18 protein-coding genes and 1 tRNA gene are annotated in these 17,993 nt (G+C 64.5%); 10 read left to right on the forward strand and 9 right to left on the reverse strand.

All coding sequences use genetic code 11. From position 1 onward, the window contains the following. Nucleotides 1–48 precede the first annotated feature (48 nt). A complete protein-coding gene (locus ABEJ63_RS10475) occupies nucleotides 49–510 on the reverse strand; it encodes a MaoC family dehydratase (RefSeq protein ID WP_375796321.1) in 462 nt (153 codons plus the stop codon). A 109-nt stretch (nucleotides 511–619) separates the two neighbouring features. Between ABEJ63_RS10475 and ABEJ63_RS10480 the strand changes: the two genes are divergently transcribed. Genes ABEJ63_RS10480 through ABEJ63_RS10490 form a run of 3 tightly spaced genes read left to right on the forward strand, consistent with a single transcriptional unit; the run spans nucleotide 620 to nucleotide 2,636 of the window. Beyond that, on the forward strand, nucleotides 620–823 hold the full coding sequence (locus tag ABEJ63_RS10480; RefSeq protein WP_375796322.1) for a hypothetical protein: 204 nt from the start codon (nucleotides 620–622) through the stop codon (nucleotides 821–823). Between the two features lie 12 nt (nucleotides 824–835). Continuing rightward, the gene (locus tag ABEJ63_RS10485) at nucleotides 836–1,246 is read left to right on the forward strand and encodes a hypothetical protein (protein ID WP_375796323.1); all 411 of its coding nucleotides are present in this window, start codon (nucleotides 836–838) and stop codon (nucleotides 1,244–1,246) included. A 46-nt stretch (nucleotides 1,247–1,292) separates the two neighbouring features. Next, complete coding sequence (locus ABEJ63_RS10490; RefSeq protein ID WP_375796324.1) at nucleotides 1,293–2,636, forward strand: cytochrome P450; 1,344 nt, start codon at nucleotides 1,293–1,295, stop codon at nucleotides 2,634–2,636. On the opposite strand, the gene sucD is transcribed toward ABEJ63_RS10490, so the two are convergent. Genes sucD through ABEJ63_RS10505 form a run of 3 tightly spaced genes read right to left on the reverse strand, consistent with a single transcriptional unit; the run spans nucleotide 2,633 to nucleotide 5,371 of the window. Further along, nucleotides 2,633–3,502, reverse strand: coding sequence for a succinate--CoA ligase subunit alpha (sucD, locus tag ABEJ63_RS10495; RefSeq protein ID WP_375796325.1), 870 nt, complete (start codon nucleotides 3,500–3,502; stop codon nucleotides 2,633–2,635). The two genes, ABEJ63_RS10490 and sucD, sit on opposite strands and share 4 nt — an antisense overlap. Then, nucleotides 3,499–4,641, reverse strand: a complete 1,143-nt coding sequence (gene sucC / locus ABEJ63_RS10500) for an ADP-forming succinate--CoA ligase subunit beta (protein WP_375796326.1) — start codon at nucleotides 4,639–4,641, stop codon at nucleotides 3,499–3,501. The genes sucD and sucC overlap by 4 nt, the downstream gene beginning before the upstream one ends. 55 nt (nucleotides 4,642–4,696) lie before the next feature. Further along, complete coding sequence (locus ABEJ63_RS10505; RefSeq protein WP_375796327.1) at nucleotides 4,697–5,371, reverse strand: glycerophosphodiester phosphodiesterase; 675 nt, start codon at nucleotides 5,369–5,371, stop codon at nucleotides 4,697–4,699. Between the two features lie 93 nt (nucleotides 5,372–5,464). On the opposite strand from ABEJ63_RS10505, the gene ABEJ63_RS10510 reads away from it, so the two are divergent. Beyond that, a complete protein-coding gene (locus tag ABEJ63_RS10510) occupies nucleotides 5,465–6,427 on the forward strand; it encodes an NADPH:quinone reductase (protein WP_375796328.1) in 963 nt (320 codons plus the stop codon). Here ABEJ63_RS10510 and ABEJ63_RS10515 read toward each other — a convergent pair. After that, nucleotides 6,415–7,053 (reverse strand): hypothetical protein, encoded by a 639-nt coding sequence (locus ABEJ63_RS10515; RefSeq protein ID WP_375796329.1) that lies wholly within the window; start codon nucleotides 7,051–7,053, stop codon nucleotides 6,415–6,417. The two genes, ABEJ63_RS10510 and ABEJ63_RS10515, sit on opposite strands and share 13 nt — an antisense overlap. Before the next feature lie 93 nt (nucleotides 7,054–7,146). On the opposite strand from ABEJ63_RS10515, the gene ABEJ63_RS10520 reads away from it, so the two are divergent. Both ABEJ63_RS10520 and ABEJ63_RS10525 read left to right on the forward strand, forming a co-directional pair. Then, entirely contained in the window at nucleotides 7,147–8,694 is a 1,548-nt protein-coding gene (locus ABEJ63_RS10520; protein ID WP_375796330.1) for an acyl-CoA carboxylase subunit beta, read from the forward strand. Then, nucleotides 8,691–8,936 carry an acc operon protein gene (locus ABEJ63_RS10525; RefSeq protein WP_375796331.1) on the forward strand — a complete coding sequence of 82 codons (246 nt, stop codon included), beginning with the start codon at nucleotides 8,691–8,693 and terminating at the stop codon, nucleotides 8,934–8,936. Before ABEJ63_RS10520 ends, ABEJ63_RS10525 begins: the two co-directional genes overlap by 4 nt. Here ABEJ63_RS10525 and ABEJ63_RS10530 read toward each other — a convergent pair. After that, nucleotides 8,933–10,516, reverse strand: coding sequence for a GMC family oxidoreductase (locus tag ABEJ63_RS10530; RefSeq protein ID WP_375796332.1), 1,584 nt, complete (start codon nucleotides 10,514–10,516; stop codon nucleotides 8,933–8,935). The genes ABEJ63_RS10525 and ABEJ63_RS10530 overlap by 4 nt on opposite strands. 86 nt (nucleotides 10,517–10,602) lie before the next feature. Between ABEJ63_RS10530 and ABEJ63_RS10535 the strand changes: the two genes are divergently transcribed. Beyond that, a complete protein-coding gene (locus ABEJ63_RS10535) occupies nucleotides 10,603–11,550 on the forward strand; it encodes an alpha/beta hydrolase (RefSeq protein ID WP_375796333.1) in 948 nt (315 codons plus the stop codon). Here ABEJ63_RS10535 and ABEJ63_RS10540 read toward each other — a convergent pair whose 3' ends face one another. Then, on the reverse strand, nucleotides 11,551–13,119 hold the full coding sequence (locus ABEJ63_RS10540; RefSeq protein ID WP_375796334.1) for a class I adenylate-forming enzyme family protein: 1,569 nt from the start codon (nucleotides 13,117–13,119) through the stop codon (nucleotides 11,551–11,553). A 103-nt stretch (nucleotides 13,120–13,222) separates the two neighbouring features. Between ABEJ63_RS10540 and ABEJ63_RS10545 the strand changes: the two genes are divergently transcribed. Together ABEJ63_RS10545 and purF are read left to right on the forward strand one after the other, a co-directional pair. Beyond that, entirely contained in the window at nucleotides 13,223–15,061 is a 1,839-nt protein-coding gene (locus ABEJ63_RS10545; RefSeq protein ID WP_375796335.1) for an acetyl-CoA carboxylase biotin carboxylase subunit, read from the forward strand. A 92-nt stretch (nucleotides 15,062–15,153) separates the two neighbouring features. Continuing rightward, nucleotides 15,154–16,611, forward strand: coding sequence for an amidophosphoribosyltransferase (gene purF, locus ABEJ63_RS10550; protein ID WP_375796336.1), 1,458 nt, complete (start codon nucleotides 15,154–15,156; stop codon nucleotides 16,609–16,611). Here the strand turns inward: purF and ABEJ63_RS10555 are convergent. Both ABEJ63_RS10555 and ABEJ63_RS10560 read right to left on the reverse strand, forming a co-directional pair. Beyond that, nucleotides 16,608–17,168: a DUF420 domain-containing protein gene (locus ABEJ63_RS10555; RefSeq protein WP_375796337.1), complete on the reverse strand. Its 561-nt coding sequence runs from the start codon at nucleotides 17,166–17,168 to the stop codon at nucleotides 16,608–16,610. The two genes, purF and ABEJ63_RS10555, sit on opposite strands and share 4 nt — an antisense overlap. 111 nt (nucleotides 17,169–17,279) lie before the next feature. Next, nucleotides 17,280–17,364, reverse strand: a tRNA-Leu gene (locus ABEJ63_RS10560). Nucleotides 17,365–17,484: 120 nt separating this feature from the next. Here ABEJ63_RS10560 and ABEJ63_RS10565 point away from each other — a divergent pair. After that, nucleotides 17,485–17,982, forward strand: coding sequence for a multiprotein-bridging factor 1 family protein (locus tag ABEJ63_RS10565; protein ID WP_375796338.1), 498 nt, complete (start codon nucleotides 17,485–17,487; stop codon nucleotides 17,980–17,982). Nucleotides 17,983–17,993 lie beyond the last annotated feature (11 nt).

A 17,993-nucleotide genomic window follows, 5' to 3' on the forward strand; every position in this document is an offset into this window, starting at 1 on the left:
TCCGCCCCGACCCACTCGGATTTTCATTCGGCAAGAAGGGAGCAGTACCTACTCGGCATCTCGCCGTTGAACGATATTGTGTGAACGGATGCTCAACACTGGGTCATCGCCATCATCAACGTATACACGTCTGTCGAGCGTTACATATCCACGGTCGTCGCGGCTCTCCGACTGGCTCGTCTCAACCACCTCAATCTCCAGTGAAAGGGTGTCGCCAGGTGTGACCGGCGCGTGCCAGCGGAGGTTGTCCATTCCTAAACCGCCCATGTTCGCGAGGCCATCATCTGGGTTCACGAATTGCGTGACGAACAGCCGGACCGACAGACACAGCGTATGGAGCCCACTGGCGACGAGCTCGCCGAACATTGAGTCCCGGGCGGCTACCTCGTCGGTGTGGAACGGTTGCGGGTCGAACTGCTCAGCAAATTCTATTATTTCGTCTTTCGTGACGGTGTAGCTACCCGCCTCGAACGTATCTCCGACCGCGAGGTCTTCGAAGTAAAGTGGCATGTGTCCAGCTACGGCGGCTGACACATCTGCGTATCGGTGCCAAGCGCGCGTTCAGTTTCTGAAGCAGGGGGAACAACTTATCACTCCGGCAACGGCCATAAGATACAAGATGGGTCCCTTGGGGGAGGCACAGGAGACGACCGGCGACATCGACCCGCTGGCAGCCGGTGACACCGCTCTGCTGCTGTCGGCGGCAATGCAGCGTCCCCCGATACCCGCGTGTACCCCACTTCCCGACACTCTTGAAGCGGCAAACGTGCTCGCAGTGAGTCTTGACGGCGCCCCACAGGAGACCGTGCGAGCGTGGCGATAACACCCGTCCAGGGTGCCGTCGCGGCTGGCGGTAGTCGGTGTCGACGAGCAACAGCGGGGTAAGGCTGGCGTAGGTGGCGTAGGGGCCAAGGAAGGGAACGCCGATATCTCGATAGCGCCGGTGTCCTCGCCCGGTGACCTGACCGGGCTCGGCATCAAGTTGAGCCAGTGTCTCTCCGCATGGGAGTCGGCCACCCAACCCACTATTGTGGCGGTGGACTCGCTAACGACGCTGCTTCAGTTTGCCGACCTTGAACGAGTGTTCCGGTTCGTCCACGTGCTGGCCGGTCGAGTCGCCAACGCGGACGCGGTAGGCTACTTTCATCTCGACCCCGCCGCCCACGACGAGCGGGCCGCGGCGACGCTCCAAGGGCCTCTCGATGTCGTTTACGAACACGGTAACGGTGGTTGGCAGCAGCGCTGACCGCCGGCGGGCAAACATACATACTCGCGCCGCCCCAATGAAATGCATGGTGCAGGCCATTCCAGAACCGCCCGAAGCGGGCGTGGTGAACGCGCTTCGGTTCGGCTCTGACACGTTCCGTTTCCTCGAGGCGATTCAGGCCCGGTACTCCGATGCGGCGCAACTCTCCGTCCCCGGTCGTCCACCCATCGTCCTCCTGACGAACCCCCAACTGATGCGCGAGATGCTCGACCGTCCAGAGACGTTCGGCCGGGTTCCGGCCCAAGACTCAGCGGCGCTTATCGCCGAGCAGGGGCTAGTCCAAAGCGACGGGGAACTGTGGCGGCAACAGCGATCGGTGATGCAACCAGCGTTCGCCGGCCGACAGGTAGCCGCCTATGCGGATACCACCGGCCGGCGCGTCGAGCAGCTGGCGACCGACTGGGGTGCCCGCGGTGAGCGCGGGGTGAATCTCCACCGCGAGATGACATCGCTTACTGTTCGTGTCGCCTCCGAAATCCTGCTGGGAGAGGACATCGGCCGCGAGCGAGCCGCCGAGTTCCACGAGTGGATGGCGACAGCGGGCCGCGAGTTCGAGTTCGGGCTGGATGTGGCGACGCCAGACTGGCTACCCGACCGCATCTCGCCGGAGTTCGAGACCGCCGCGGCGAACATCCGCGGACTGGCTGAAGAGCTCATCGAAGGGCGACGCGCGGCGCTCGCGGCCGGTGACCACGACGGCCCGCCAGACATGCTGACCATGCTCATCCGCGCGGAGGAAGATCCTGAGGTGAACTACCCAGAGAACCAGATACGTGACGAGGTAGCGACCTTCCTCATCGCCGGCCATGAGACGACAGCACTGTCGCTGTCGTATACGTTGAGCCTCCTGTCACAGTATCCCGACGAGCGCGAGCGGGTACGGGCGGAGGCGCGCAGCGTCGTCGGCGACGGCCCACTCACCCACGAGGATGTCGAGTCGCTGCCGGCCACCAAGCGGGCCTATCGCGAGGCGCTCCGACTCTACCCGCCTGCATGGGCCGTCTTCCGGCGAGCCAACACAGACGCACAGCTCGGGGACTACCGTCTCGAAGAGGGTGCCGCAGTCATTGCACCGCTATGGTCGCTCCACCGGGATAGCCGACATTTCGAAGCCCCCGAGCAGTTCGATCCATCGCGATGGGAGCGGCGCAATCCCGGCGCAGTGGACGCGTATATGCCGTTTTCCGTCGGGCCACACGCCTGTATCGGGCAGGCGTTCGCGCTCCAAGGAGCGACGCTCACGCTAGCGCGGCTGGTGAGTGAGTTCGATGTGGATGTGGCACCGGGTGAACTCGACGACCTGCGAGTAACGCCGACCTTACGCCCGCAAAACGGCGTGCGGGCGACGGTCCGTCCGGCTGACCGTTAGAGGAACTCCTCGATGTGGTCAGCGACCTGTCCGGGTGTGTCGCCGACAGGGACGCCCGCGTCGTTGAGCGCCTGAATCTTCGACTCGGCAGTACCGGTGCCGCTACCGGAGACGATGGCGCCTGCGTGGCCCATCCGTTTACCCGGCGGGGCCGTCCGGCCGGCGACGAAGCCCGCAACCGGGGTGTCCATGTGTTCGGCGATGAAACGGGCTGCCTCCTCTTCGTCTTCGCCGCCAATCTCGCCGCACATCGCAACGGCCTCCGTGTCGGGGTCGTTCTCGAAGTGCTCGAGTGCGTCGACGAAGTCCGTGCCGATGATGGGGTCGCCCCCGATGCCGATGGCCGTCGTCTGCCCAATGCCTCGCTGCGTGAGGTTATCGACTACCTGGTAGGTGAGTGTCCCGGAGCGGGAGACAAGACCGACGTCACCCTCCGCGAAGATGTTGCCAGGAAGGATGCCCAACTTTGCCTCGCCGGGCGTAATGATACCCGGACAGTTCGGCCCGATGAGCGTCGTGTCCGACTCTGAAAGCTGACCGTACACCGTCGCCATATCCTGCTGTGGGATACCTTCAGTAATAGCGACCGCGAGGTCGACTGGCGAGTCCAAGGCCTCGAGGATGGCGTCGGCAGCGAACGCCGGAGGGACGAAGATGACCGATGCGTTCGCGTCCTCCTCGCGAGCGGCACGCTCGACCGTGTCGTAGACGGGGACGCCGTCGACGTCTTGACCGCCGCGACCGGGGACGGCCCCGGCGACGACGTTCGTGCCGTACTCTATCATCTGGCCGGTGTGGAACCGTCCCTCACCGCCCGTGATGCCCTGTACCACGACTCGGGTGTTGTCGTCGACTAGTACGCTCATTCGTTGTCCTCCGCGTAGCTGACCGCGCGCTCAACCGCGTCCTCAAGCGTCTTTTCCACGGTCACGAGGTCGGTGTTCAGAATCTCCATCCCCTCCGCGGCGTTCGTACCCGCCAACCGGACGACGACCGGCTTGGGTATCTCGTCGAACGCCTCAAGCGCCTCATTTATTCCCTTTGCCACCTCGTCGCCGCGGGTAATACCGCCGAAGATATTGAACACAACGCTGTCGACGTTCTCGTCGGAAAAGACCATGTCCAGCGCGTTCGTGACGCGTTCTGCCTTCGCACCGCCGCCGATATCGAGGAAGTTCGCCGGCTGGCCGCCGAAGTAGTCGACCAGGTCAAGCGTCGCCATCACCAACCCCGCACCGTTGCCGATAATGCCGACGTTACCCGACAGCCGGACGTAGTCAAAGCCGTACTCGTTGGCCTTCGCTTCGAGTTCGTCGCCGGCCGCCTCCTCCTCCATCTCAGCGAGGTCTGGGTGACGGAACAGCGCGTCGTCGTCGATATTCATCACCGCGTCGGCACACACCACCTCGCCGTCGCCGGTCACCATCACCGGGTTCACCTCAATCTCGGTGGCGTCTTTCTCTGCCCATAGGTCGTACAGCGTCGTGAGTACCCGAGAGACATCTGTCGCCACTTCGCGGTCAACGCCCGCATCGAACACGACACGGCGAGCTTCGTACGGCTGGAGCCCCAATGCCGGGTCGACGTGCTCGCGGGCGATGGCCTCGGGCGTCTCCGCGGCTACCTCCTCGATGTTGACGCCACCCTGCGTAGAGACCATTGCCACCGGCTCACCCTCCGTGCGGTCCATCGTCACGCCGACGTACAGCTCGTTGACGAAGTCGACAGCTTCCTCAACGAGGACACGGTCCACGTGGAGCCCCTTGAGGTCCATCCCAAGAATAGACTCAGCGGCTGCTCGTGCCTCTTCAGCGTTGTCGACCAGCTCAATGCCGCCGGCCTTGCCACGGCCACCGACCTGCACCTGCGCCTTTACCGCGACCGGGTAACCGACGGCGTCGGCCGCCTCAACCGTCTCCTCAACGGTCGAGGCCAGCCGCGAGTCTGGGACCGGCAGCCCGGCGTCGGCAAAGATACCCTTCGCTTGGTACTCATGTAGCTTCATCAGTCGACCCGAACTTTCGGCGACCGCGAGTTAGTAGTGTCGAATCGGCCGTCGCTCAGGGCTCGGCGCCAGCCCGCGGGGTGAGCACTCGGTCTGCCACCAGCCCGTCGGCGCCGTAGTTGGCAATCCGGGCTGCCGTCTCGGCAGAGTCGACTCCCCAAGCGTTCACACAAAAGCCAGCCTCGTGGGCTGCGCGCACGAGTGACTCATCACAGATCCCGACACAGGGATGAAGGTATGAGCAATCCGTCTCGCGGGCGAAGCCCAGTCCAGTTTCGGAATCACCGTCGAATCGATAGGCGCGGGGCACCGACGGATCAACCCCACGACACCCCTCCAGCTCGTTGGCGATACCGGACGAAACAGTCACCTGTGTGTCGGCACGGTCGGCGAGTCGGAGCGCGTCCGCGGCGAGTCCGACCTCGCGCAATTCGAGAGTGACGCCTACCGCAGGCGGGACGGCCGCCAGCACCTCTCGAAGCGTCGGCACCCGTTCGTCGGTGCCCAGCACCGATAGCGACCGGAGTTCTGCAAGCGTGTGACGACACACTGCTCCCGATCCATCTGTCACCCGGTCCAGTGTCGGGTCGCGGACTGTCACCAGTTCCCCTGAGTCACACCGGCGCACATCGACGGCTACCTCGTCGGCCCGCCGGACAGCCGCCTCAACCGCCGCGAGCGTGTTCTCTGGGTAGAGACCCGCGAACCCACGGTCGGCGATGAGCCGCATCCTATCGGAACTCCCACACCCGGGCATACAAAGGGGTGTCGCCTGGCTGCCGCGACCGCACGGATTGATACCCCTCGGTGCTGAGACATCGGTATGCGCGCAGTCCGCTACCACGACCATGGAGGACCAGAGGTACTGACATTAGAAGAAGCCGACCGACCAGACCCGGACGGGGACGAATTACTCGTCCGGGTGACGGCCGCAGGCATCAATCCCGTCGATACTTACTTCCGTGAGGGGGGGTATCCGGTGCCGGCACTGCCCTGGATACCCGGCTGTGACGCCGCCGGCGAGGTGGCAGCCGTCGGTGAGGACGTGACTGACTTTGCAGTCGGAGACCGTGTATACGCGACCGGGCTCGGTCGCGACCAGCCAGGCACCTGCGCGGAGTACGCAGCGGTCCCGACGTCCGTCGCCGCCCCACTACCGGACGCGGTCGACGACGCCGAGGCGGCCGCGCTCGCGCTTGTCGGCACCACAGCCTGGCAGGCGTTCGTCGCCCACGGGAATATCTCGCCAGGCGACGAGGTGCTCGTCCACGGCGGCAACGGCGGCGTGGGCCATATTGCTGTCCAACTGGCTCGGGCAGCCGGCGCGACCGTGACCGCCACTGCGGCCCCGGAGTACCACGACCGGCTCCACGAGCTCGGCGCCGACCATGTCGTCGACTACGCGAGCGATGACTTGACGGCCGCCCTTGAGACCGTGACGACGCCTGATATCGTGCTCGGGACTGTCGCGAACCAGACCATCGAGGTCGATGCCGAAGTGGCCGCCCACGGCGCCCGCATCGTTGCCATCGGCAACACAGAGCCGACGGTGGCCGTCCCGATGGGGCCAGCGAAATTCAAAGATCTCCGCCTCCAAGGGATGTCAATGTTCAACACACCCGACACGAGCGCCGTTCTCGGGAAGCTTGCAGGGCTGGTAGCCCGCGGGGATATCGACCCTGTTATCGCCCGCCGGTTCGACCTCTCAGAAGTCCAGGAAGCTCACCAGACCGTCTCCGAGGAGTCGTTCCTTGGAAAGCTGGTTGTCGACGTTCAGTCGACGTAGGAGCCGTCTTCGCGTCGCTTCGCGTCGCCTGGTGTCGGTGCATCCTCAGCCACCGTCGCAGGGTCGTCGGGTTCGAAAGCCGCCAGCGCGTAGTACTCGGCCCCCTCAGGGACGTACACAGTCAAGTCGAGTTCGCGCGTCTCGCCAGCCATGACGGCAAACTCGCGTGACTCAACCTTCCAGACCGCACGATCGGTTTCGTCATAAAAGGCGAGCGACACCATCGCGTCCGTCGCCTCGCCGTTGTTGATGAGTGTCCCGCGGAGCTGTGCCTCGCCGGCCAACGCGAGTGGATTATCATCCTCTCGCTCAAGCCGCCCATTGGAGACATGAAGTGTCCGCGAGGAGCCGCGGCGGGCGTGCCGATAGTTCGCGAAGCGATTCTGTATCGTCTTCGCCCACAGTGCCGCGTCGTCGTCGACGTGAGTCAACAGGGAGTCGACGAGATGCTCGAGCGTCTGCACCTGTGACTCGCGAGCCTCTGGTGGACGCGCCGCCAGTTCCTCCAACCCATCGCGTATCTCCTGAATGTAACCGGTCGCCTCTGGGTCGTCCGTGGCGGCCGCGACGCGGTCAAGGGCGTCACCGATGTCGATGATTGGGGGGAGCCGTCGCTGACTGCTCACGTCTCACGCACGGCCGCCATCGGCAAAAAGCCGGGTGGCAGGTGGCCGCGTCCCGGAAACCCTTTCTCACCGGCCTCCCCAGCCTCCTCCACTATGACCATGGACGACAAACGGGAGGAACTCCGCGAGCGGAAGGCGGAGGCCCGCAAGGGTGGCGGCGAGGAGCGCATCGAGAAACAACACGAGAAAGGGAAGATGACCGCCCGCGAACGCATCGACTACTTTCTTGACGACGGCACATTCCAGGAGTTCGACATGCTCCGCGAGCACCGATCAACGAACTTCGACATGGAGGAGAAGACGTTCCCTGGCGATGGTGTCGTGACCGGGTACGGCGAAGTGGACGGTCGGACGGTGTTCGTTTTTGCGCACGACTTCACGGTGCTGGGTGGGTCGCTCGGCGAGACGTTCGCCGAGAAGATGACGAAGATGATGGACCGGGCAATCGAGACAGGCGCGCCAATCATCGGTCTGAATGACTCGGCTGGGGCTCGTATCCAAGAAGGGATCGATTCGCTGGCCGGCTTCGCTGAGGTGTTCCACCGCAACCAGCAAGCGTCGGGCGTCGTTCCACAGATCTCCGCCATCATGGGCCCGTGTGCGGGCGGGGCTGTCTACTCACCAGCCATCACGGACTTCATCCTGATGGTGGAGGAGACGAGCCACATGATGATAACGGGGCCGGATGTCATCGAGACAGTCACCGGAGAGGAGGTCACATTCGAGGAACTCGGCGGGGCAAACGTCCATACCACGGAATCAGGCGTCGCCGACTTCGCGGCCGTCGACGAGGAAGCTGGCCTCGACACGGTTCGGCAGTTGCTATCGTATCTCCCACAGAACAATATGGAGGATCCCCCCCGCGTTGAGCCGTGGGACGATCCTGACCGGGACGCGGATGTGACCGGCGTTGTTCCCGCAGAGCCACAGAAACCGTACGACGTAGTAGATGTCATCGAGGGGACTGTCGATGAGGGGAGCTACTTCGAGGTTGCCGAGGGATTTGCCCGCAACCTCACCACAGGGTTCGCTCGGCTCGACGGTCGATCTGTCGGGGTCGTCGCCAACCAGCCGCGATTCAACGCCGGCACGCTCGATATCGATGCCTCTCAGAAGGGCGCGCGGTTCGTCCGCTTCTGTGACGCATTCAATATTCCCATCCTGACGTTCGTCGATGTCCCGGGCTTCATGCCTGGCAAAGATCAAGAACACGGGGGCATCATCCGCCACGGTGCGAAGTTGCTGTACGCTTACTCTGAGGCAACAGTGCCGTTAATGACTGTTATTACGCGGAAGGCATACGGCGGCGCCTACGACGTGATGGCTTCAAAACATCTTGAGGCGGACGTCAACTACGCGTGGCCGACGGCCGAAATCGCTGTAATGGGGCCACAAGGCGCGGTGAATGTGCTCTATCGCGACGAACTCGCAGACGCCGACGACGTCGAGGCGCGCCGTCAGGAACTCATCGACGAGTACCGCGACGCCTTCGCCAACCCATACACGGCGGCCAAACGCGGCTATGTCGACGACGTACTTGAGCCGGAGGAGACGCGGCGGCGGCTCATCTCCGATTTAGAGATGCTGGCGTCCAAGCGCAAGTCTAACCCCGATCGCAAGCACGGCAACATCCCCCTATGATGGACCGCAATATCGCTCCCCCTGACGCGGATGAGGAGGAGACGGCCGCAATCATTGCCGCCGTGTCGGCGTATCTCGCCGAGGAGCGCGCAGAGACAGACACGGAGCAGACTGAGACGTGGACCGGCAAGCGGTGGGCCTTTGCTGGTCGGAGCGAGGCCGTCCTCGGACGGTCCGTCCGGGTCCGCGACGGCACGCCCACAGATGCTTGGACCGCCGCCGGCCGTGCAGACCGGCTTTAGAGCAGGTCGGCAGCCGTCTCCGCGATTGCGTATGTCGGCGCGTTCGTGTTACCGCCCGTCAGCGTCGGCATCACCGAGGCGTCAACTACGCGGAGGTTCCTGACGCCGCGCACCCGGAGCTGACCGTCGACGACCGACGATTCGTCGGTCCCCATCCGGCATGTGCCAACCGGATGGTACACCGTCTCGGCACCTTCTCGGATTGCCGTCTCCAAGGCTGCATCACTCTGCGCGTCCGGACCAGGGCGTATCTCGCCGGCCGACAGCGACGCCAGCGGCTCCTCCGCGACGATGTCTCGTGCCATCCGGAGTCCCTCAATGAGCGCCTCGATGTCGGCATCCGCGTCGAGGTAATTCGGGTCAATCTCCGGCGGGGCGAACGGGTCCCGCGAGGCGAGTCGCACCTCGCCACGGCTCTCAGGCCGCAGTTGCGTGATACCGATGGTGAACGCATTGTCGACGGGCGACTCCTCGAACCCGTGAGTGAAGAAGTAACTCGGCGTGAAGTGGAACTGTAGGTCTGGCGCGGGGAGATCCGGGTCTGTACGAACAAAGCCGCCGGCTTCGGCAACGTTCGAGGTGAGTGGTCCAGTGTCGAACAGGTACCACCGCGCGAGATTCAGGAGCGAGTCAGCATCATCAAGCGTGTTGTCTGTTGTCGTCTCGTGGACAAGGAAGGCGAAGAGGTGGTCTTGGAGGTTCTGGCCGACGGCAGGTAACGGATGGACGACGTCGATACCATTGGCCGCGAGATGATCAGGGTCGCCAATTCCAGATAGCATCAGGAGTTTCGGCGAGTCGACAGCCCCCGCGGACAGCACCACCTCGCCGCTTGCGTCCGCGTGCAGGCGGCGGCCGTCCTGCTCGTACTCGACACCAATGGCCCGGTCGTCGTCGAACCGGACCCGAGTAACATGCGCGCCCGTCTCGGCGGTGAGGTTCGGCCGGTCGAGGACTGGCTTCAGGTAGGCGTCGGCAGCACTGTGGCGTTCCCCGTCTCGCTGGGTGACATGGTAGGCGCCAACCCCCGCCTGTCGCGGTCCGTTGAAGTCCTCAGTTCGCCGGTGACCGGCGGCGACGCCACTCTCGACAAATGCCGACGACAGCGGTCGTGGGGAGGCGACATCGGTTACGTGCAACTCGCCGTCCGTACTATGATATTCCGAGGCGAGGCGGTCGCTGTCGGCCTGTTCGCCTCGCTCGAAGCGCGGACGCATTGCATCGTAGCGCCAGTGGTCGCCTGCCTGCTCGGCCCACGTGTCGTAGTCGTGGGGGTGTCCGCGGATGTATATCATCGCATTAAGCGAACTCGAGCCGCCGAGCGTCCTGCCGCGGGGCCAGTAGAGTTCCCTGTCCGCCAGCCCTGGTTGTGGCGTCGTCGAGTACGCCCAGTCGTGCTCACTGTGGAATAGCTCTGAGAACGCCGCAGGGACGTGCATCTCACGAGCGTCGTCGGGACCGCCGGCTTCCAGCAAGAGGACGGTCGTTTCCCGATCTGCGGACAGTCTGTTGGCGAGCAGACAGCCAGCCGAGCCGGCGCCGACGATGACGTAATCAAACGTTGCCGTGCGGGTTGCCATCACGCCGCGTGCGTCGGGCGGGCACGTATGTGTTGTCCCTCGCCGCAAGCCTGGCGTTGATTACGGTGCGGCCGGCGACCCCGGGTATGCGCGCCGACGAACCACACCCGGATGTACAGGATATTCTCGCTCGCGTCGAAGCTGCCGATGTGATGCCGCTAGCGCGGTACGAGGACGCAGACACCGCCCGCGAGGTAGCCGCCCGCATGCGGGCAGACGCCGATGGCCCCTCGCTGGAGGCCGTCGAAGACCGCACAGTCCCTGGGCCGGCTGACGATGTGCCTGTGCGGGTATACCGGCCGACCGAGGGGTTGACCCCGACCGTCTGTTACTTTCACGGTGGGGGCTGGGTTATCGGCAATCTCGAGAGTCACGACCTCGCATGTAAGCACCTCGCGGCCAAGAGTGGTTGTACGGTCGTCGCGGTCGACTACCGACGCGCGCCAGAGCACCCGTACCCTGCGGCGCTGGAGGACTGTTACGCCGTGACTGAGTGGGTCGCAGCTAATCCTGAACTGGTAGGTGGGGACGGCCAGCTGGCAGTGGCAGGCGACAGCGCAGGTGGCAACCTCGCGGCATCGGTCTGTCTCCGTGCCCGTGACGAGGACGGTCCCATGGTCAATTATCAGGCGCTCGTCTACCCGTCGGTATCGCCAAGCGACGACTGGGACTCTCGTCGAGAAAACGGCGAGGGATACTATTTGACAGAGCCGGATATGGAGTGGTTCGGCAGCTGTTACTTTGGCGACCACGCTGACGAGACAGACGCGTATGCGTTCCCGCTGGTTGCCGACTCCCACGCTAATCTCCCACCGGCGACGGTGGTGACGGCCGGGTTTGACCCGATTCGCGATGAGGGCATTGCGTACGCCGATGCGCTCCGCGAGGCGGGCGTCTCCGTCACCCATCACCACTACCCTGCGATGATACACGCCTTCTTTACGATGCTTGCCGAACCGGCCGATCTTGAGGCCGGCCACGATGCCGTTGCACAGGTGGCGGCGGACCTGCGGGCGGCCCTGCGGGCCGACTGACTACTCCAGCTTATACTTCTGTATCTTCCCGCTCGCGGTGCGTGGGAGCTCATCGATGAACTCCACCTCACGTGGATGCTTGTAGGCCGCAAGGTTGTCGAGAGCGAATTCACGGATCTCGTCAGCGGTCACGCCCGGGTCCGCGGGGTCGCCGCTCGCCGGCACGACGTACGCTTTCACAGTCTCGTTGCGCCGCTCGTCGGGGACGCCCACGACGGCTGCTTCCCGAACCGCCTCGTGTTCCGCCAGCAGATCTTCCACCTCACTGGGGTAGACGTTGTAGCCCGCCGTGACGATGACGTGTTTCTTCCGGTCGACGATTTCGTAGTAGCTTGCCTCGTCGCGCCGGGCGATGTCGCCGGTACGGAAGAAGCCCGCCTCCGTGAACGCTGCCTCGGTCGCCTCTGGCCGGTCGTGGTAGCCGGCCATCACGACGGGTCCGCGCACGAGCAGTTCCCCCGTCTCGCCGGGCGCCACCTCCGCGCCGTCGTCGTCGACGATTCGACAGTCCGTGTGCCGAAGCGGCTGGCCGACCGTCCCGTGGCGTGTCCCATGGCTCGAACCCACCTGCGAGTGGGTCGCGCCCGTCGTCTCCGTCAGCCCGTACCCCTCGTAGACATCCACCTCCGCCGTTGCTTCGAACGCCTCCTGGACCGCGGGGGTGAGCTTCGCACCCCCCTCGGCGGCCTGCACGAGACTCGTCAGGTCGTAGTCGCCGAAGGCGTCGCTATCGACCATGTCGGCGTACATCGCGGTGACGCCGACGAACTCCGTTATCTCTTCAGTCTCGATGAGTTGCATTGCCGCCTCGGCGTCCCAGTCGGCGGCCGACCGGACATGGAGCCGGCCGCCCCGCACGAGCGGCTGGAGCGCCGTGTGGACAAAGCCGGTAATGTGGTACAGTGGAAGCCAGACGAGACTCGCCACGTCGTCGGGTGTCAGGTCGTCGCTGCGGGTGGCAACAGTTGTGAGCAGCTGCGCGCGGAGATTGTCGTGGGTGAGCCGCACTCCCTTCGGCTTCCCGGTCGTCCCGGAGGTGTAGGGCAGCGACGCGACGGCCCCGCCGTCGAGTTCGACAGTCTTCTCCTCGTTGGCCACCTCAGCGAAGGGTACGTCACTCTGGGGAACGGTCTCGCGGGGGCCGACCGTCACCACCAGTGGATCGGCCTCAACATCGGCAAGCGCCTCTGACAGGTGCTCACGGAGTGCGGCGTGGGTGACTACGGCCTGCGCGCCGGTGTCGGACAGCTGGTGGACCAACTCGCGGGCGCGGTATTGGGGGTTCACAGGCGAGACGGGCGTGCCCGCACGCAGGCCACCGATAGCCGTCGTGAGGAACTGCAGACAGTTCGGCAGGTACAGCAGGACGGGGTCACCGGGCTCGAGACCCCGCTCGTGGAGCCCACCCGCGAATGCCCGAGTGCGCTGGCGGAACTCACGGTGCGAGAGGCTTGTCTCTGGCGTCTCGATGGCTGGGGCATCGCCCCGGGCGTCAGCCGTCGTGTCGAACAGCCGCGCGACGTTGCCGCCGTCGACGGCGTCGCCAAAGTCGTCGATCTCGAGTCGCATACCGCGTCACGTGCGTGGCGTCGTGGTAAACCTTGGCGCTGGCAGGCCGGCGATGGGTCGGGGAACCGATAGAGTAAGGTGTAACGCGGGGACACACCCGCGCATGTTCGAGAAGGTGCTCGTCGCCAACCGGGGCGAGATCGCAGTGCGCGTGATGCGCGCCTGCGAGGAACTCGGCGTTGCGACGGTCGCAGTTTACAGCGAGGCGGACAAGCAGGGTGGCCACGTCCGCTTCGCAGACGAGGCGTACAATATCGGCCCGGCGCGTGCGGCCGACTCATATCTCGACCATGAGGCGGTCATCGAGGCCGCACAGAAAGCCGGCGCCGACGCCATCCACCCGGGCTACGGCTTCCTCGCGGAGAACGCTGAATTCGCCCGTAAAGTCGAGGCGACCGACGGTATCACGTGGGTGGGACCGACGGGCAACTCGATGGAGCAGCTGGGCGAGAAGACACAGGCCCGCTCGCTGATGGCCGCGGCGGATGTCCCAATCGTCCCTGGGACGACGGATCCCGTGACTAATCCCGAAGAGGTGACCGAGTTCGGCGACGAGTACGGCTACCCAGTTGCCATCAAGGCCGAGGGGGGCGGTGGCGGCCGCGGTATGAAGGTAGTCCACGAAGAGAGCGAGGCGGCCGACCAGCTTGAGTCGGCAAAGCGAGAGGGAGAAGCGTACTTCGACAACGACTCTGTCTACCTCGAGCGCTATCTCGAGAACCCACGGCACATTGAGGTACAGGTGCTTGCCGACGAACACGGCAACGTCCGTCACCTCGGCGAGCGGGACTGCTCGCTCCAGCGGCGCCACCAGAAGGTCATCGAGGAAGGCCCCTCGCCGGCGCTCACGGACGAACTCCGCGAGCAAATCGGCGAGGCCGCCCGTCGCGGTGTCGCCGAGTCAGACTACGTCAACGCCGGCACCGTCGAGTTCCTCGTTGAGGAGGATCCCGAACGTGACCCCGACGAACTGCTGGGCCCGGAGGCGAACTTCTACTTCCTCGAGGTGAACACGCGTATCCAGGTCGAACACACTGTCACGGAGGAGCTAACCGACATCGATATCGTAAAGTGGCAGTTGCGGGTCGCGGCCGGCGAGGAGATAACCTTCTCGCAGGCGGATGTCGAGCTCGAAGGCCACGCGATGGAGTTCCGCATCAACGCGGAGGACGCCACCGACGACTTCGCACCCGCGCAGGGTGGACAACTCGAGACGTATGACACGCCCGGCGGCATCGGTGTCAGGCTCGATGACGCGCTCCGACAGGGGGACGACCTCGTGACGGAGTACGACTCGATGATAGCGAAACTCATCGTCCACGGTGGGGACCGCGCGGAGTGTATTGCCCGTTCGAAGCGGGCGCTCCGCGAGTACGAACTCGAAGGAATCGTCACCATCCGTCCATTTCACCTCGCGATGCTCGAAGATGAGGAGTTCGTCGGGGGCACCCATACGACGAAGTACCTCGATGAACAGGTCGATCGGTCGGTGTTCGCGGAGTTCCAAGAGCGGTATGGAACCGGTACCGGGACAGGTGGCGGCGACGAGGAGACGGTCACCCGCGAATTCACGGTTGAGGTGAACGGCAAGCGGTTCGAGGTCGACCTCGAAGAGACGAGCGTCCCTCAACAGACGAGCCGTCCGGGACCCACCGGCGGCCCGAGCAGCGGGGGCGGCGACAGTGGCGATGGCGGCGAGACGCGCGAGGCCCCAAGCGTCTCCGCCGAGGGTGAGGTGGTCACTGCCGAGATGCAGGGGACCGTCATCGACATCAACGTGACAGAGGGAGACGAGGTGGCTGCCGGGGATGTCCTGCTCGTGCTCGAGGCAATGAAGATGGAGAACGACATCGTCGCAGAGTTCGGGGGCACGGTTACCGAGGTGGCCGTCGAGGAGGACCAGTCGGTCAATCAGGGCGACGCGCTTGTCGTACTCGACTGAGTGTCCACGTTCGTGTACACTTTTGGGCGAGCTCGCGCCGGCGACTGGGCACAACCACGAACTTTTTGCCCCGCCGGCGACCACCGGTAGGTATGACCGGGGAGCCTGCGGGGCCACGGGAGAAGTGCGGGGTCGTCGGGGTGTCGCTCGACGACCGGGCGGCGGCACGACCGCTCTACTACGCGCTGTACGCGCTTCAGCATCGCGGCCAAGAGTCAGCAGGCATCGTCACCCATGACGGGTTCCAGCAACATGACCACGTCGAGATGGGGCTCGTCGGCGATGCTTTTGAGGCGCGTGACCTCGACGGCCTCGCGGGTCAGGTGGGCATCGGCCATGTCCGCTACCCGACAGCGGGCAGTGTTGACGCCTCCTGTGCCCAGCCGTTCTCTGTCTCATTCAAGTCCGGATCGCTTGGCCTGTCGCACAACGGTAATCTCGTCAACGCCGACGAGATTCGCGCAGAACTGGCCAGCGAGGGCCACGCGTTCACAAGCGACGGCGACACTGAGGTCATCGCCCATGATCTCGCGCGCAACCTGCTGCAGTCCGACCTCGTGCGGGCCGTCCGCCAGACGATGGAGCGAATCCATGGCTCGTACGCGCTCACCATCGTTCACGACGACACCGTGCTCGGCGTCCGCGATCCGGAGGGGAACCGCCCGTTATGTATTGGTCGTATCGACGACGGCTATATCCTCGCCTCGGAGTCGGCCGCCATCGACGTGCTCGATGGCGAACTTGTCCGAGATGTCCGCCCCGGCGAACTGGTCGTGCTTGACGACGACGGTGCCGGCTTTGAGTCATACCAATTGGTTGAGCGGGACCGCACCGGCCACTGCTTCTTTGAACACGTCTATTTCGCGCGGCCGGATTCCCGCATCGACGGGAGCCTCGTCTACGACGTCCGTCGCGAGTTAGGCCGGAAGCTGTGGAGCGAGTCTGGTGTCGACTCTGATGTTGTGATGCCGGTCCCCGACTCCGGACGGGCGTTCGCCTCCGGCTACGCCGAGGCCGCACAGGAGGATGGCGCTGGTGTCGAGTTCGCTGAGGGCCTGATGAAGAACCGCTATGTCGGTCGGACGTTTATCATGCCGACGCAGGACGCCCGGGAGCGGGCCGTCCGACTGAAGCTCAACCCCATCCGCGACGTCGTCGAAGGAAAGACGGTGACCGTCATAGACGACTCTATCGTCCGCGGAACTACCTCCCGACAGCTCGTCGGGCTGCTCCGAGATGTGGGGGCCGAAGCAGTTCACTTCAGAGTTGGCGCACCGGCTATCATCGCGCCATGTTACATGGGTATCGACATGGCGACCCGCGAGGAGCTCATCGCAGCCGACGCGTCCGTTGAGGAGATTCGCGGAGAGATCGGTGCCGACTCGCTCTCATATCTGTCCGTCGAGGCGGTGGCAGCGGCACTCGACGCGAGCGAAGCGGACCTCTGTCTCGGCTGTGTCACCGGTGAATACCCGTACGACATTGATGGCGAGGCGGCCGACCGCCCTGTCGACCGCCCCGAGGTCGGCGCGCCGCCGGCTGATGATTAGTAGACGAGATACAGTAGCACGTAGACGGCGTTGCCAAGAATGAACGAGACGAGCCAGAGCGACGCTGCTACCCGACCCACTAGCCGGTGGTGCGTCGCGAAGACCTCTCGAATCGGTCGGGTCGCTGCGAGTAGGAGGACATAGTAGAGCAGCGGGATACAAACGATGGCGAGCAGGATGTGGACCGCCAAGAGTGGCAGATACAGGTACGTCTCAACGAACGCGGGGCCAGTGAACTCTGCAGGCCCCTGCACAGACACCTTGTAGAGATACAGTGCGAGAAACAGAGCAAACAGTGTGAGCGAGGCGAGCATCAGCGCGCGGTGGCGGCGGTACTCGCCGCGGCGGGCGAACGTCACACCTGCGAGAATAGTCCCAACCGCTAGCGTCGACACGACGGCGTTGACGTGTGGGATAGCGGTGACCACCTCGGCAGGAGCCGACGGTAGCAGCGACGGTGGAATCACCTGCAAGGCAGCTCCGAACACCAGTCCCAGCGAGAGGACGGTCAACAGAACCGTCAGTTCCGGTACCCGTTCGCGCGTAACCCCCTGCATACCAGTGGCTACGTGGGGGTGGCTAAAAACTCATGGCACGCGCTCGTCGTGTGTTCTGTAAGGATGATGCGTGGGTGCTGTCCCGAGGACAGGCACCTGCACTCAGGTGAGTGCGTGGGACCGGATTTGAACCGGCGGACCTCTACAGGACAGCGCCCTCAACGCTGCGCCGTTGGCCTAGCTTGGCTACCCACGCACGTTGTGCGTTCTACGGTACCGCGGTGGGGTACAAAAGCCGAACGGTTCACCACCGCGGACATGTAGCATCCGCCGCGATGGACCAGGGCTTGAAGTGGGCGCGCCGCCCAGTTTAGCCATGGCGAAGTACTCCACCGGCGGGGTGGGCTCCGAGGACGCCGACAGCTGTGAGCTGTGTGGCGCCGACGACCGTTCCCTGCGGGAGACGACCGTGGCGGGCGCGACGCTTCAGGTGTGTGGGGAGTGCGTCCAGCACGGCGACGATGACAGCAGCGGCGACGACGGCGATCGCAGCGACGAGCAGGAGCGACGGCGCGAGGCTGCACGCAACACCGCGCGGCTCGCCGATGCGACCAGCCCGGACGCGACCCGCTGGGAGGAAGGAACCGACTACGAGGACGATCCACTCCCGTACCTCGTCTCGGGATACGGCGACCGAATGGCTGAAGCCAGACAGGAGGCGGGCCTCCAAGCTGCGGAATTGGCTGGCGAACTCGGCGTCACCGAGGCGGACATTGTCGCGATAGAGCAGGGGCGCGCAAACCGCGCGAATATTCCTGGCTCGCTCATCGAGGCCATCGAGGAGCGGCTTAACGTCCAACTATCTGAGGATTAACCAACCGAGAG

The sequence above is a fragment of the Halosegnis sp. genome (genome assembly GCF_042216475.1).
In the GTDB taxonomy this organism is placed as follows: domain Archaea; phylum Halobacteriota; class Halobacteria; order Halobacteriales; family Haloarculaceae; genus Halosegnis.

Excerpts from the sequence above, each read along its gene's own strand:
- ABEJ63_RS10475 (WP_375796321.1), bottom strand. The coding sequence starts at position 510 with ATGCCACTTTACTTCGAAGACCTCGCGGTCGGAGATACGTTCGAGGCG.
- ABEJ63_RS10480 (WP_375796322.1), top strand. The coding sequence starts at position 620 with ATGGGTCCCTTGGGGGAGGCACAGGAGACGACCGGCGACATCGACCCG.
- ABEJ63_RS10490 (WP_375796324.1), top strand. The coding sequence starts at position 1,293 with ATGGTGCAGGCCATTCCAGAACCGCCCGAAGCGGGCGTGGTGAACGCG.
- sucD (WP_375796325.1), bottom strand. The coding sequence starts at position 3,502 with ATGAGCGTACTAGTCGACGACAACACCCGAGTCGTGGTACAGGGCATC.
- sucC (WP_375796326.1), bottom strand. The coding sequence starts at position 4,641 with ATGAAGCTACATGAGTACCAAGCGAAGGGTATCTTTGCCGACGCCGGG.
- ABEJ63_RS10505 (WP_375796327.1), bottom strand. The coding sequence starts at position 5,371 with ATGCGGCTCATCGCCGACCGTGGGTTCGCGGGTCTCTACCCAGAGAAC.
- ABEJ63_RS10510 (WP_375796328.1), top strand. The coding sequence starts at position 5,465 with ATGCGCGCAGTCCGCTACCACGACCATGGAGGACCAGAGGTACTGACA.
- ABEJ63_RS10520 (WP_375796330.1), top strand. The coding sequence starts at position 7,147 with ATGACCATGGACGACAAACGGGAGGAACTCCGCGAGCGGAAGGCGGAG.
- ABEJ63_RS10525 (WP_375796331.1), top strand. The coding sequence starts at position 8,691 with ATGATGGACCGCAATATCGCTCCCCCTGACGCGGATGAGGAGGAGACG.
- ABEJ63_RS10530 (WP_375796332.1), bottom strand. The coding sequence starts at position 10,516 with ATGGCAACCCGCACGGCAACGTTTGATTACGTCATCGTCGGCGCCGGC.
- ABEJ63_RS10535 (WP_375796333.1), top strand. The coding sequence starts at position 10,603 with ATGCGCGCCGACGAACCACACCCGGATGTACAGGATATTCTCGCTCGC.
- ABEJ63_RS10540 (WP_375796334.1), bottom strand. The coding sequence starts at position 13,119 with ATGCGACTCGAGATCGACGACTTTGGCGACGCCGTCGACGGCGGCAAC.
- ABEJ63_RS10545 (WP_375796335.1), top strand. The coding sequence starts at position 13,223 with ATGTTCGAGAAGGTGCTCGTCGCCAACCGGGGCGAGATCGCAGTGCGC.
- purF (WP_375796336.1), top strand. The coding sequence starts at position 15,154 with ATGACCGGGGAGCCTGCGGGGCCACGGGAGAAGTGCGGGGTCGTCGGG.
- ABEJ63_RS10555 (WP_375796337.1), bottom strand. The coding sequence starts at position 17,168 with ATGCAGGGGGTTACGCGCGAACGGGTACCGGAACTGACGGTTCTGTTG.
- ABEJ63_RS10565 (WP_375796338.1), top strand. The coding sequence starts at position 17,485 with ATGGCGAAGTACTCCACCGGCGGGGTGGGCTCCGAGGACGCCGACAGC.